12 protein-coding genes are annotated in these 12,924 nt (G+C 73.6%); 6 read left to right on the forward strand and 6 right to left on the reverse strand.

What is annotated here, in order from left to right:
- Nucleotides 1-336: 336 nt before the first annotated feature.
- The gene (locus tag ACIP94_RS01300) at nucleotides 337-1,068 is read right to left on the reverse strand and encodes a VIT1/CCC1 transporter family protein (protein WP_402417907.1); all 732 of its coding nucleotides are present in this window, start codon (nucleotides 1,066-1,068) and stop codon (nucleotides 337-339) included.
- 270 nt (nucleotides 1,069-1,338) lie between these two features.
- Between ACIP94_RS01300 and ACIP94_RS01305 the strand changes: the two genes are divergently transcribed.
- Genes ACIP94_RS01305 through ACIP94_RS01330 form a run of 6 tightly spaced genes read left to right on the forward strand, consistent with a single transcriptional unit; the run spans nucleotide 1,339 to nucleotide 8,218 of the window.
- Complete coding sequence (locus tag ACIP94_RS01305) at nucleotides 1,339-2,538, forward strand: ADP-ribosylglycohydrolase family protein (protein ID WP_402417909.1); 1,200 nt, start codon at nucleotides 1,339-1,341, stop codon at nucleotides 2,536-2,538.
- Nucleotides 2,535-3,677 (forward strand): ADP-ribosylglycohydrolase family protein, encoded by a 1,143-nt coding sequence (locus ACIP94_RS01310; protein WP_402417911.1) that lies wholly within the window; start codon nucleotides 2,535-2,537, stop codon nucleotides 3,675-3,677. Before ACIP94_RS01305 ends, ACIP94_RS01310 begins: the two co-directional genes overlap by 4 nt.
- Entirely contained in the window at nucleotides 3,674-4,843 is a 1,170-nt protein-coding gene (locus ACIP94_RS01315; protein WP_402417912.1) for an ADP-ribosylglycohydrolase family protein, read from the forward strand. The genes ACIP94_RS01310 and ACIP94_RS01315 overlap by 4 nt, the downstream gene beginning before the upstream one ends.
- Complete coding sequence (locus ACIP94_RS01320) at nucleotides 4,831-6,192, forward strand: ADP-ribosylglycohydrolase family protein (RefSeq protein ID WP_402417914.1); 1,362 nt, start codon at nucleotides 4,831-4,833, stop codon at nucleotides 6,190-6,192. Before ACIP94_RS01315 ends, ACIP94_RS01320 begins: the two co-directional genes overlap by 13 nt.
- Complete coding sequence (locus ACIP94_RS01325; RefSeq protein ID WP_402417915.1) at nucleotides 6,189-7,376, forward strand: CaiB/BaiF CoA transferase family protein; 1,188 nt, start codon at nucleotides 6,189-6,191, stop codon at nucleotides 7,374-7,376. Before ACIP94_RS01320 ends, ACIP94_RS01325 begins: the two co-directional genes overlap by 4 nt.
- A complete protein-coding gene (locus ACIP94_RS01330) occupies nucleotides 7,373-8,218 on the forward strand; it encodes an HpcH/HpaI aldolase/citrate lyase family protein (protein WP_402417916.1) in 846 nt (281 codons plus the stop codon). Before ACIP94_RS01325 ends, ACIP94_RS01330 begins: the two co-directional genes overlap by 4 nt.
- A 73-nt stretch (nucleotides 8,219-8,291) precedes the next feature.
- On the opposite strand, the gene lgt is transcribed toward ACIP94_RS01330, so the two are convergent.
- The 5 genes from lgt to trpM form a co-directional block, all read right to left on the reverse strand.
- On the reverse strand, nucleotides 8,292-9,368 hold the full coding sequence (lgt, locus tag ACIP94_RS01335; protein WP_402417918.1) for a prolipoprotein diacylglyceryl transferase: 1,077 nt from the start codon (nucleotides 9,366-9,368) through the stop codon (nucleotides 8,292-8,294).
- A 119-nt stretch (nucleotides 9,369-9,487) separates the two neighbouring features.
- A complete protein-coding gene (locus tag ACIP94_RS01340) occupies nucleotides 9,488-10,264 on the reverse strand; it encodes a DsbA family protein (protein ID WP_402417919.1) in 777 nt (258 codons plus the stop codon).
- A gap of 139 nt (nucleotides 10,265-10,403) precedes the next feature.
- A complete protein-coding gene (gene trpA, locus ACIP94_RS01345) occupies nucleotides 10,404-11,219 on the reverse strand; it encodes a tryptophan synthase subunit alpha (protein ID WP_402417921.1) in 816 nt (271 codons plus the stop codon).
- Nucleotides 11,216-12,502 carry a tryptophan synthase subunit beta gene (trpB, locus tag ACIP94_RS01350; protein WP_402417922.1) on the reverse strand — a complete coding sequence of 429 codons (1,287 nt, stop codon included), beginning with the start codon at nucleotides 12,500-12,502 and terminating at the stop codon, nucleotides 11,216-11,218. Before trpB ends, trpA begins: the two co-directional genes overlap by 4 nt.
- Nucleotides 12,503-12,656: 154 nt before the next feature.
- Nucleotides 12,657-12,923: a tryptophan biosynthesis modulator TrpM gene (trpM, locus tag ACIP94_RS01355; protein ID WP_402417924.1), complete on the reverse strand. Its 267-nt coding sequence runs from the start codon at nucleotides 12,921-12,923 to the stop codon at nucleotides 12,657-12,659.
- Nucleotide 12,924 lies beyond the last annotated feature (1 nt).

Consider the following 12,924-nt stretch of genomic DNA (forward strand, 5'->3'; position numbering starts at 1 on the left):
GCATATGCAGTGCCGAGGGACGACGTTGGCCCTCTGCGTCAGGTGCAAAATTTCGTGCAGGTTACATGATGGAGCGGTTCTCGGGAAGCGGATAGACCGTTCCAGCATGCGGACATCAGCGGGGCGCGGCGCGGGTTCCACGCACGGCGATGGAGTCAGGGGGCGCAAGCGGACAGATCGGTGTCCGTCGGGCCAGGAGCGGGGCGGGCGTCGTCGCCCACCGCGCGGCGCAGGCGTCATTGCCCGCGGTGCTAACGGCTCATGCCCGGTCGTCAAGCAGTCGAAACCGTCGAGTAACAACTACTTATACGGTCCCTCGTATAAGCAGCGTGCTCCCTATCCTACGGCGGTACCGAACAGGCCGCCCAGGACGAATGTCACACCCGCCGCCGCACCACCGAGGGCCAGCTGCCGCAGCCCGCTGTACCACCAGGTCCGCGCCGTCACCCGGGCCACGACCGCGCCGCAGGCGAAGAGCCCGAGCAGCGCGAGCAGCACCGCGGGCCACAGGGCGTGGGCGCCGAGCAGATACGGCAGCAGGGGCAGCAGGGCGCCGAGCGCGAAGGAGCCGAAGCTGGAGACGGCGGCCACCAGCGGGGAGGGCAGGTCGCCCGGGTCGACACCGAGTTCCTCGCGCGCGTGTATCTCCAGGGCCTGCTCCGGGTCGCGGGAGAGCTGCCGGGCGACCTCGCGGGCGAGCGCGGGCTCGACCCCGCGGGCCTCGTACAGCGCCGCCAGTTCCTCCTCCTCGTCCTCCGGGTGCCTGCGCAGTTCGCGCCGCTCGACATCCAGCTCGGCCTCCACCAGCTCACGCTGCGAGGCGACGGAGGTGTACTCGCCCGCGGCCATGGAGAAGGCCCCGGCGGCCAGGCCCGCGAGGCCGGTGAGGATGATGGTCTGCTGGCCGACGGATCCGCCGGCCACTCCGGTCATCAGGGCAAGGTTGGACACCAGTCCGTCCATGGCGCCGAAGACGGCCGGACGCAGCCAGCCGCCGTTCACATCGCGGTGGGTGTGGTTGTCCCGGTGCGCCTCGTGCAGCGTCGCCTCGGTCTCGATGATGGCCATGCCCGGTCCCCCAGGTGTGCTTGATTGGACTCTTTCCACTTTTCGACAGCACTCAAAGTACGTCGTATATGGTTCGGCCGCCAGCAAGGAAAGGCTCGGCTAACCTGCGCTTTTAACGCTGAGCGCTCATCCGTGTATGGGTCCGCGCAGATGTCGGAAGGGTGATGCTGAGGTCGGCGAGGCTCTGCGGGACGGCTGCGGTGGCACAGATCCGCAAAGCGGTTCCGTGCCCCGGACCGGGACGGGGCGTCCTGAGAGGAGAGGCTCCGTATGGCATCCACCGCCTGCACTCCCCCGGCCCCGGCTCCCAAGGACGCCTGCGGCCTGCGGGAACGGGCCCGCGGCGCGCTGCTCGGCCTCGCCGTCGGGGACGCGCTGGGCGCGCCCGCCGAGAACATGCGGCCATCCGAGATCCGCGCCCGCTGGGGCCGCATCACGGGGTACGTCGTCGAGCAGCCCTCCGGCACCGACGACACCGAGTACGCGGTCTTCTCGGGACTGCTGCTGGCCCGGTACGGCTCAGGGCTCACCGTGGCGCAGGTGGAGGCGGCCTGGCACCGGTGGATCGCGGACCGGGACGAGGGCCCGTTCCGCGGGGCGGGCTTCAGCGAGCGGGGCACGCTGGAGAACCTCCGCCGGGGTCTCGCGGCGCCCATCTCGGCGCAGCACCGGCACGCCTGGAGCGACGGCCTGGCCATGCGGGCGGCTCCCTTCGGTGTCTTCGCCGCGGGCCGCCCCGTGGAGGCGGCCCGGCTGGTGGCCGTCGACGGCTCGGTGAGCCACGAGGGCGAGGGCATCTACGGCGGCCAGGCGGTCGCCGCCGGGGTGGCGGCGGCCATGGCGGGCGCGCCGACGACCGCCGTGGTGGCCTCGGCCCTCGCGGTCGTCCCCGACGACTCGTGGACGGCCCGCTCCCTGCGCCGCGCGGTGACCGCGGCGCGCCGGGGCGCACGCGCGGTCCGCTCCGCGGTGGTGATCGGCGGCTATCCCTGGACGGACCTCGCCCCCGAGGCGGTGGCCCTGGCCTTCGGCGCGTACGCGGTGGCGGACGGCGACTTCGAGGAGTCGGTGCTCACCGCGGTGAACATGGGCCGCGACGCCGACACCACGGCGGCGGTCGCGGGCGCGCTGGCGGGCGCGACCCGCGGAGTGTCGGCGATCCCGGCCGCGTGGGCGGCGGCGATCGGCCCGGTCCGCGGCCGGTGCCTGCCCTCCATGGCGGGCCACCATGTACTCGACGTGGCGGACCTGCTGACGCCGGAGGACCGCGGGACGCCGGCAACGGGGACGACACGATGGGCGCGCCCGGACCGGCCCGTGCCCGCCGTGGACGGTCGGGCACCCGCGCCCCCCGCGCCCGGCCACCGCCCGACGCGCCGCAACGGTCCCCCGCTTCAGGACGCCCGGGCGCAACCCGATCCCGCGGCCTATGCGGAGGCCGCTGTGGACGAGGGCGAGGCGGAGTCATGAGCGCGGGCGCCGGTGCCCGTCGGGTCGAGGGGCTGCTGCTCGGGCTCGCCTCGGGCGATGCCGCCGGATGGCCGGCCGCCCGGCACCGGGCCGCCCGGATGCCCGAGTGGACCCGGCGGCTGACCCGGGAACTGGACACCTTCGCCGAGCAGAACGCGACCACCACCTTGCCCGTGCCGATCGCGCTGAACCAGCCGCCGGAGCCGCTGTGGCTCGGGCCCTCGGACGACGCCGAGTGGGCGGCGTTCGCGGCGGAGGCCGTGCTGCGGGCCGGGGACGGCAGCGCGCTCGGCGACCTCGACCGGCAGCGCCGCCTGCGCGCGGCCATCGATCTGTCGTGGAACGCCGTCGCCGCCGAGGTCGCCGCCGCAGCCGACCGCGCGCCCGAGGTCGAGTCGGCGGTGCTGCCGCTGCGCGCCCGTATCTCGGTACGCGCGGGACTCGGCAATCTCGCCACCGGTCTGCGCCCGCCCGCCACCGGCCACGACAACCCGCACTACTTCGACGACGCGGCCTGTGTACGGGCCTGTGTGCTGGCCGTGGCACACCCGGGGGATCCCCGGCTCGCCGCGGAACTGGCGGAGTTCGACGCCCGCTACACCCAGGACGGCGACGGGGTGCACGGGGCGCGGGCCATGGCCGCGGCCCTCTCGCTCGCCCTGGCCGGGGAGGCGGTCGAGGCCTGCGTGGCGGCCGCCCTGGCCGAACTTCCGCAGTCCACCGAGATCGGCCGCAACGCCCGGCACGCGCTGACGCTGGCCCGGGACGGCGACCGTGCCTTCTGGGTCGTACCGCTGCTCGAGCACCAGATCGTCGACCACGTCTACAGCTACGGTGTCGCCGCCGCGGAGACCGTCCCGGTCGCGCTCGCCCTGGCGACGGCGGCCGGCGGCCGGATCGGCGAGGCCGTGCCCGCCGCCGCGTGTCTGTCGCGGGTCGCCGATTCCGCCCCGGCCCTGGCCGGCGCGCTGACCGGGGCGATCGGCGGCGGCGCGGCGATCCCGCCCGCCTGGCGCGACGCCTGCCGCACCCTGTCGGGCTGCGCGCTCCCCCGGCTGACCGGTACCGACCTCGTACACCTCGCCGAACTGCTGGAGGCAACGGAACTGACCGCTCCAGGTGGATCATTCGGGACATGACGCCCACTTCTGACGAGACGACCCCTCTCGACGAACGCATCACCGGCGCCCTGGTCGGCGCCGCCGTCGGCGACGCCCTCGGCGGGCCCCTCGAGGGCCACTCCCCCGCGCAGATCGTCGAACGGCACGGCGGACGCGTGCACGGAATCGTCGGACCCTGGGACGGCGACGACTGGCGCACCGCCCGTCCCGTGGCCCCGTACCACAAGGGCGACGGACATGTCACCGACGACACCTTGATGACCCATGCGCTGGTACGGGTCTACGCGGCCGTACGCGACCACCTCGACGCGTACGCGATCGCCGAGCATCTGGTCCCCGACCTGATGACCAACCCGCGCTGGATCCCGGAGCTGGAGGCGGAGACGATCCCCCTCCAGCGGATCTTCCTCGCGGAGAAGTGGCTGGTGACCAGGCTCCACTACGGCCATGTCGACCCGCGCGAGGCCGGCACCGGCAACATCGTCAACTGCGGTGCGGCGATGTACATGGCACCGGTCGGCCTGGTCAACGCGGCCCATCCGGCGGGCGCGTACGCCGAGGCGCTGGATGTGGCGGGGGCGCACCAGTCGTCGTACGGCAGGGAGGCGGCCGGGGTGTTCGCGGCGGCGGTGGCGGCCGCGTGCGCGCCGGGCGCGACCGCCGACTCGGTCGTGGGCGCGTGCCTGTCCCTGGCGAAGGACGGGACGCGCGCCGCCATCGAGACGGTCTGCGACACGGCCTCCCGCTACTCGGACTTCGAGTCCGCGCTGCGTCCGCTGCGGGAGGCGGTGGCCCCCTACGACACGGTCGGCCCGGACTACCGCTCCCCGTCCCTGGGCGCCCGCCGGCCCTCCCGGCTGCACGCGATCGAGGAACTCCCGGTGGCGCTCGGCATGGTGGTGGTGGCACGCGGCGACTACCGGCACGCGGTGCTCGGCTCGGTCAACTACGGCCGGGACTGCGACTCGATCGCGACGATGGCGGGCGCGATCACGGGCGCGCTGGGGTCGGAGGTGCCGTCGTACTGGGCGAAGGAGGTCGCCGAGGCCAGCCGGCTGGACCTGCACGCCCCGGCACGGACGCTGACGGAGGTCACGCGGGAGATCTTCGCCCGGGACCTCTGCCGCCGCCGTGCCCATGAGGCGGCGTTCGCCGGAATGGGAGGCCCGAGGTGCTTCGACTGACCTGGGTCCAGCCGGAGGATCTCCTCGGCCACGAGCTGCGCCAGGCGGAGCACGAGGGCCGCGAGACATCGGCCGTCGCGGCGCGGTGGTACCGGGCGGGCGGCGCCGAGGCCCCGTCGCGGGCGGGCGCGTCCCCGGAGCCGGTGTCCCCGTATCTGCGGGTGCTGGCCAAGGACCTGTTGGACGAACTGGCCGATCTGCCCCGCCGGTCGGCGGAGCGCGAGCCGACCTGCCTGGAGCGCATCAAGGCCCTGTGTCCGGACTGGCCCGACCGGCCCGGGAGCGCGAGGGCCCCGGCCGAGGCCCGCCTGGAGGCCTCCTGGCTCGGCCGGGCGGCAGGCTGCCTCCTCGGCAAGCCCGTCGAGAAGCTCCCCCTGGACGGCGTCCGCGCACTCGCCCGCGCCACGGGCAACTGGCCCCTGCGCACCTGGTTCACGGCCCGCGGAGTACCGGACGACCTCGCCGAGCGGTATCCCTGGAACCGCCGCTCCGCGGCGAACTCCCTCGCCGAGAACATCGACGGAATGCCCGAGGACGACGACCTCAACTACCCGCTGCTCAACCTGTTGTTGCTCCGCCGCCACGGCAAGACCTTCACCACCGGGGACGTCGCGCGGGTGTGGCTCGACGAGCTGCCCGCCGGGCGCACCTTCACCGCCGAGCGCGTCGCCTACCGCAATCTGCTCTGCGGCATCGAACCTCCACGCACGGCGCGCCACCGCAATCCCTTCCGTGAGTGGATCGGCGCCCTGATCCGCGCGGACGTCCACGGCTGGACCAACCCGGGCGACCCGGCCGCCGCGGCCGAACAGGCGCACCGCGACGCCACCCTCACCCACACCGCCAACGGCGTCTACGCGGCCATGTTCACGGCCGCCGCCCTCGCCGAGGCGGCCACCGGCGCCCATGACGTCCACCACTGCCTGCGCACCGGCCTCACCGTGGTCCCGCCCGGCTCCCGGCTGGCCCGCGCCGTGCGCCACGCGATCCGGCTCGCGCGCGAGACAAGGGACTTCGACGCGGTCGTGGACGAACTCCACGCCGGCCACCGCGCCTATCACTGGGTCCACGCCGTCCCCAACACCGCCCTGATCGCCGCCGCCCTCACCCACGCCGACGGCGACTTCACCGGCTCCGTCTGCCGGGCGGTGTCCGGGGGCTGGGACACAGACTCGAACGGCGCGACGGCGGGCAGCGTCGCGGGCCTGCTGGCCGGACACCCCGGCGCGCTGCCCGACCGCTGGACGGCCCCGCTCAAGAACCGGCTGACCACGTCCGTCGGCGACTTCAACGGCGTCGGCTTCGACGCCCTGGCCCATCTCACCCACCGGGAAGCCCACCGCTCATGACCGCGCCCCTCACCGGCCTCCGCGTCCTCGATCTCGCGACCCTCTTCGCCGGTCCCCTCGCCGCCACCCTGCTCGGTGACTTCGGTGCCGAGGTCATCAAGGTCGAGCACCCGGCCCGGCCGGACCCCTCCCGGGGTCACGGCCCGGCGAAGAACGGGGTGGGCCTGTGGTGGAAGCTGCTGGGCCGCAACAAGCGCACGATGACCCTGGACCTGTCCCGGCCCGGCGGGCGGACGACGCTGCTGCGTCTGGCCGCGACCGCCGACGTGGTGATCGAGAACTTCCGCCCGGGCACGCTGGAGAAGTGGGGCCTGGGCTGGGAGGAGCTGTCGGCCGCGAACCCCCGGCTGGTCCTCGCCCGGGTGACCGCCTTCGGCCAGTTCGGGCCCTACGCCCACCGCCCGGGCTTCGGCACGCTCGCGGAGGCGATGAGCGGGTTCGCGGCCATCACCGGGGAACCGGAGGCGCCCCCGACGCTGCCGCCGTTCGGGCTGGCCGACTCGATCGCGGCCCTGACGACGGCGTACGCGGTGCTGACCGCCCTCGCGGGCCGGGACCGCACCGGCGCGGGACAGGTGGTGGACCTGGCGATCATCGAGCCGATCCTCACGGTCCTGGGACCGCAGCCGATCTGGTACGACCAGCTGGGTCACGTCCAGGGCCGCACCGGCAACCGCTCCCAGAACAACGCCCCGCGCAACACCTACCGCACCGCCGACGGCGGCTGGGTCGCCGTCTCCACCTCCGCACAGTCCGTCGCCGAGCGGGTGATGCGCCTGGTGGGCCGTCCGGAGGTGACCGACGAGCCGTGGTTCGCGACCGGCGAGGACCGGGCCCGGCACGCCGATGTGCTCGACGAGGCGGTCGGCGGCTGGATCGCCCGTCACACCCGGGCGGAGGTGCTGGAGGAGTTCGAGAAGGCGGAGGCGGCCGTCGCCCCGGTGCAGGACGTACGGGACGTGATGACCGACCCGCAGTACACGGCACTGGACACGATCACCACGGTCCCCGACCCTGAGCTCGGCCGGCTGCGCATGCAGAACGTGCTGTTCCGGCTGTCCGCCACGCCCGGCGCGATCCGCTGGGCGGGCCGTCCGCACGGCGCGGACACCCGGGTGATCCTGCGCGAGCTGGGCCTCACCGACGGGGAGATCGCCGCGCTCGCCGCGGAGGGCGCCCTGTGAGCGCGGGCCCGGGCTTTCCCCCGCTGACCTTGCTGTACGCCCCCGGGGACCGGCCGGAGGTGGTCGGCAAGGCGCTGCGGTCGGGGGCCGATGCGGTGCTGGTCGACCTGGAGGACGCGGTCGCCCCGGACCGCAAGGAGTTCGCGCGGGCGGCGACGGCGGAACGACTGTCGGAGCGCCCGCCGGTGCCGGTCCATGTCCGGGTGAACGCGCTGGACAGTCCGTGGGCCGCGGCGGACCTCGCGGCGCTGTCGGCCCTGCCCGGCCTGTCGGGCCTCAGGCTGCCGAAGGTGACATCACCGTCGGATGTGGTCCAGGTGGCGCAGTGGGCCGCTCGCGCGGCGGGAGGGACGGTCCCCCTGTACGCCCTGCTGGAGACCGCCCTGGGCGTGGAGCACGCGTACGCGATCGCGTCGTCGCACCCGGCGCTGCGGGGCATCGCGCTGGGCGAGGCGGATCTGCGGGCCGATCTCGGCGTACGGGAGGACGCGGGCCTCGACTGGTCGCGGGCCCGGGTGGTGGTGGCCGCACGGGCGGCCGCGCTGCCGCCGCCCGCCCAGTCGATCTACCCGGACACCAGGGATCTGGAGGGCCTGGCGGCCTCCTGTGCCCACGGCCGGACCCTGGGCTTCCTGGGGCGCGCGGCGATCCACCCCCGCCAGCTCCCGGTCATCGAGCGGGCCTACGCGCCCAGCGCGGAGGAGATCTCACGGGCGGAGGAGGTGCTGAAGGCGGCGGCCCGGGATCCGGGCGCCCAGGCCCTCCCCGACGGGCGCTTCGTCGACACGGCGGTGGTGAGGGAGGCCTGCACCACGCTGTCCCTGGCCCGCCGCAGACGCTGAGGGCGGCGCCCCGCAGCGCGTCGGGGGCGCCGTATCCGGTGATACGGCGCCCCCGACGGTGTGCACGCGTGCCTCAGCTCTTCTTCGCCGACCGGGCCTCGTCCGCCCCCGGAGCCTTCGCGTCCTGCGGGGTGCCGGGGTCCTCGGTGATCTCCGCCTCCCCGGATGCGCCCGGCGTGCGGGCCGCCTCCCGGGCCGCCGGCTCGTCGTCGGCCGGCTCCGGCTGCTCGCCGGACCGCTCGGGCCTCTCGGGCTGCTCGGCCTTCTTGTCGGACTGCTCCGGCTGCTGCTCCGCAACCGCGCAGGCGCCGTCCTTCTCGGCCTCGCCGTCGGAGTCGCCCCGTTCCAGGATCTCCTCCCGGCCCGGCCGCAGCCGCGACGAGACCACGATGTACGCGACCGCGCACAGGAACACCAGCATCGCGGTCCAGTCGTTCAGCCGCAGGCCGAGGATGTGGTGCGCGTCGTCGACCCGCATGTACTCGATCCAGCCGCGGCCGACGCAGTACGCGGCCACATACAGCGCGAAGGCCCGGCCGTGCCCCAGCCGGAAGCGGCGGTCCGCCCAGATCACCAGGAACCCGACCCCGACGCACCACAGCGACTCGTACAGGAACGTGGGGTGGTAGTAGCCGGGCACCCGCCCGCCCTCCGACGACGTGATGTGCAGCGCCCACGGCAGGTTCGTCGGCCGGCCGTACAGCTCCTGGTTGAACCAGTTGCCCCAGCGGCCGATCGCCTGCGCGAAGGCGATGCCGGGCGCGACGGCGTCGGCGTACGACGGCAGGGTGATGCCCCGGCGGCGGCAGCCGATCCAGGCGCCGATCGCCCCGAGGGCGATCGCGCCCCAGATGCCGAGTCCGCCCTGCCAGACCTTGAACGCGTCCACCCAGTCGCGGCCGTCGCTGAAGTACAGCTCATAGTCCGTGATCACGTGGTAGAGCCGTCCGCCGACGAGGCCGAACGGCACCGCCCAGACCGCGATGTCGGCCACCGTGCCCGGCCGGCCGCCGCGGGCGATCCAGCGTTTGTTGCCGAGCCACACGGCCACGAAGACACCGATGATGATGCAGAACGCGTAGCCGCGCAGCGGAATGGGGCCGAGATACAGCACTCCGCGCGACGGGCTGGGGATGTAGGCAAGTTCCATGGCAGGAACGACGCTACCGTGCCGGACACGCAGCCTGGCAACCCGCCGGGCTACGGGTCCATAACGTACGCCGCCCCCGGCGTGGCGGGGCCGGGGGCGCGCCGGCGGGGGCCCGCTGCTCAGGATTTGTTCGCCGCCTCCACCATCTGCTTCAGCTTCGCGGGCGTCATCGTCCGGTCCGCGTAGATGTTCTTGCCGTCGAGGAGCACGGTCGGGGTGCCGTTGAAGCCGCCGCTCTGGAAGGCGTCGTTGGACTTCACCACCCAGCCGTCGTGCGTGCCGCGGTTCACACACGTCTGGAAGGCGGGTGTGTCGAGACCGGGGACCTTGCCCGCCAGCTCGATCAGCTTCGCCTTGTCGGAGAAGGCGTCCTCGGTCTCGTTCGGCTGGTTCTCGTACAGCACATCGTGGTAGTCGGGGAACTTGCCGGCGTCCTGGGCGCATGCGGCGGCGTTGGCCGCGCGGTGGGAGCCGCTGCCGCCGGTGTTTCCGTCGATGAGCGTCGCCAGGTGGTACTCGACTCTGAGCTTTCCGGAGTCGACCAGCTGGTGGATCGTCGGGCGGTAGGCGGTCTCGAAGGCCCGGCAGGCCGGGCAGCGGAAGTCCTCCCACACCGTGAGGGTGGACTTGGCGGAGCCCTGGCCCACAGGAATCGCGAGACTGTCCTTCCCTGTCGCACCCGAGGGCGCCACGGCGGGACCGGCGGCGCCGCTCTTGCCGCTCTTCCCGGCGTTCGCCGCCAGGAGGCCCACCACCGTCGCCAGGCCCAGGACACAGACGACCGAGGCGCTCACGATCAGCGCCCGGCGGCGCCTGTCCGCGGACTTCTGCCTCTGTCGCTCGGCCGCCAGCCGCTCACGGGCGGTGCGCTTTCCTTCACGGTTCTTCTCGCTCACATCCGGCAGAACGAACCGGGGAGGCGCAGCGCGCCTCCCCGGTCCCAGGTCCACCCGTTCGGGCGAGAACAAGGCGGGCCCTCCCGAAATTCACCCCTTCGAGTGAATTCCTCCAGGTGTCCCGCCGTGCCGGACCGCGCTACGCGATGCCGCGCACGCCCTCGGCCAGCTCGCCCGCCAGCTCCCGTACGGCCTCCAGGGCCGCCGCCTCGTCACCGGCGTCCAGCATCCGCTTCACGAACGCGGAGCCGACGATCACTCCGTCGGCGAAGCCCGCCACCTCGGCGGCCTGGGCGCGGTGGGAGACGCCGAGGCCGACGCAGACGGGCAGATCGGTGGTCGCCCGGGTGCGCCGGACCAGGTCCTGGGCCTGGGTGCCGACCGACTCACGGGTGCCGGTGACACCCATGAGGGACGCCGCGTAGACGAAGCCGGAGCCCACCGCGGTGATCTCGGCGAGCCGCTCGTCCCTGCTGCTGGGCGCGACCACGAAGACCGTGGCGAGCCCGTGCTTCTCGGCGTGCTCCCGCCACAGCGCCGACTCCTGCACGGGCAGGTCCGGCAGGATGCAGCCGGCGCCGCCCGCCTCGGCCAGCTCGGCGGTGAAGCGCTCCACGCCGTAGCGGTCGATGGGGTTCCAGTACGTCATGACGAGCACCGGCTTCCCGGTCGCCTCGTGCGCCTCACGGACCGTGCGCAGGACGTCGGCGATCCTGACGCCGCCGCGCAGGGCGATGTCGTCGGCGGTCTGGATGACGGGGCCGTCGAGGACCGGGTCGCTGTGCGGCAGGCCGACCTCGACGATGTCGGCGCCGCCCTCCAGAACCGCCTTGACCGCGGCGATGCCGCCGTCGACGGTCGGGAAGCCGGCCGGCAGATAGGCGATGAGCGCGGACCGTCCCTCCGCCTTCGCGGCGGCGAGGGTGTCGGACAGCAGTCGGATGTTCCCGCTCACTTGACGTCCCCCTCGATCTCCGCGGCGTCGCTGTCGGCGTCCGCGGCGACGGACGCGTCGGTGTCGTACAGGCCGAAGTAGCGGGCGGCCGTGTCCATGTCCTTGTCGCCGCGCCCGGACAGGTTGACGACGATCAGTCCGTCCTCACCCAGCTCCCTGCCGATCTCCAGGGCTCCGGCGAGGGCGTGGGCGCTCTCGATGGCCGGGATGATGCCCTCGGTGCGGGACAGCAGGCGCAGGGCCTGCATCGCCGCGTCGTCGGTGACGGCCCGGTACTCGCCCCGGCCGCTGTCCTTGAGGTAGGCGTGCTCGGGGCCGATGCCCGGGTAGTCGAGGCCCGCGGAGATCGAGTACGGCTCGGTGATCTGGCCCTCGTCGTCCTGGAGGACGTAGGACCGGGAGCCGTGCAGGATGCCCGGTTCGCCGGCGGTGAGGGTCGCGGCGTGCTCGCCGGTCTCGACACCATGGCCGGCGGGCTCGCAGCCGATGAGGCGGACGGAGGTGTCGGGGATGAAGGCGTGGAAGAGCCCGATGGCGTTCGAGCCGCCGCCCACACAGGCGACGGCGGCATCGGGCAGGCGCCCGGCGCGCTCGAGGATCTGCCGCCGCGCCTCGACGCCGATCACCCGGTGGAAGTCGCGCACCATGGCCGGGAAGGGGTGGGGTCCGGCCACGGTGCCGAAGAGGTAGTGGGTGTGGTCGACGTTGGCGACCCAGTCGCGGAACGCCTCGTTGATGGCGTCCTTGAGGGTGCGGGAGCCGGACTTCACGGCGATGACCTCGGCGCCGAGCATCCTCATGCGGGCGACGTTGAGGGCCTGCCGCCGCGTGTCGATCTCGCCCATGTAGATGGTGCAGTCGAGCCCGAAGAGGGCGCAGGCCGTGGCGGTGGCGACGCCGTGCTGGCCGGCGCCGGTCTCCGCGATGACCCGCGTCTTGCCCATCCTCTTGGTCAGGAGGGCCTGCCCGAGGACGTTGTTGATCTTGTGGGATCCGGTGTGGTTGAGATCCTCGCGCTTGAGGAACATCCGGGCGCCACCGGCGTGCCGGGCGAACCGCGGCACCTCGGTCAGGGCGCTGGGCCGGCCGGTGTAGTGGACGAGCAGCTCGTCGAGCTCGCGGGCGAACTCGGGGTCGGCCTTGGCCTTGTCGTACTCGACGGCGACCTCGTCCACGGCGGCGACGAGGGCCTCCGGGATGAACTTGCCGCCGAACGCGCCGAAGTATCCCTCGGCGCTGGGAACCCGGCCCTCGGGGTCGGGAATGAAGAACTCGCTGGGCATACGGAATACCTCACAGGGGCGAAGCCCCGGGTTGGTCGGAACGGAATCGCATGCGGTCGCGTGCGCCGGCCGTCAGCGACGCGGGCCGGCCGGGACATCCCCTCAAGGCCCGGTGCCATGAAGGCACCCGGCCGACGGGGGAACCCGGTTCAGCTCACCACTGGTGGCGCGCACGCGGGCGACGCCATCGCATCCCGTTCACTTGCCCCGGCTCATCACCGATGACATACCGCACCCGTCGCCCGTGCACCCGCCGCGCGGGCGCCCGGCAGCCACGCGGCCGGCATCCGCGGGCGAGCCGGGCATACGGATCCCTGGTCGCCATGGTGATCGAAAGCATCATCGAGGCCAACCCTACCGGGACCGGGGCCGTCCGGGTGACCGCGCGCGGCGCGGGCCAAGTCGACGGTCCCGGCGTCATC

It is taken from the genome of Streptomyces sp. NPDC093261 (genome assembly GCF_044753645.1).
Taxonomy (GTDB): Bacteria; Actinomycetota; Actinomycetes; order Streptomycetales; family Streptomycetaceae; genus Streptomyces.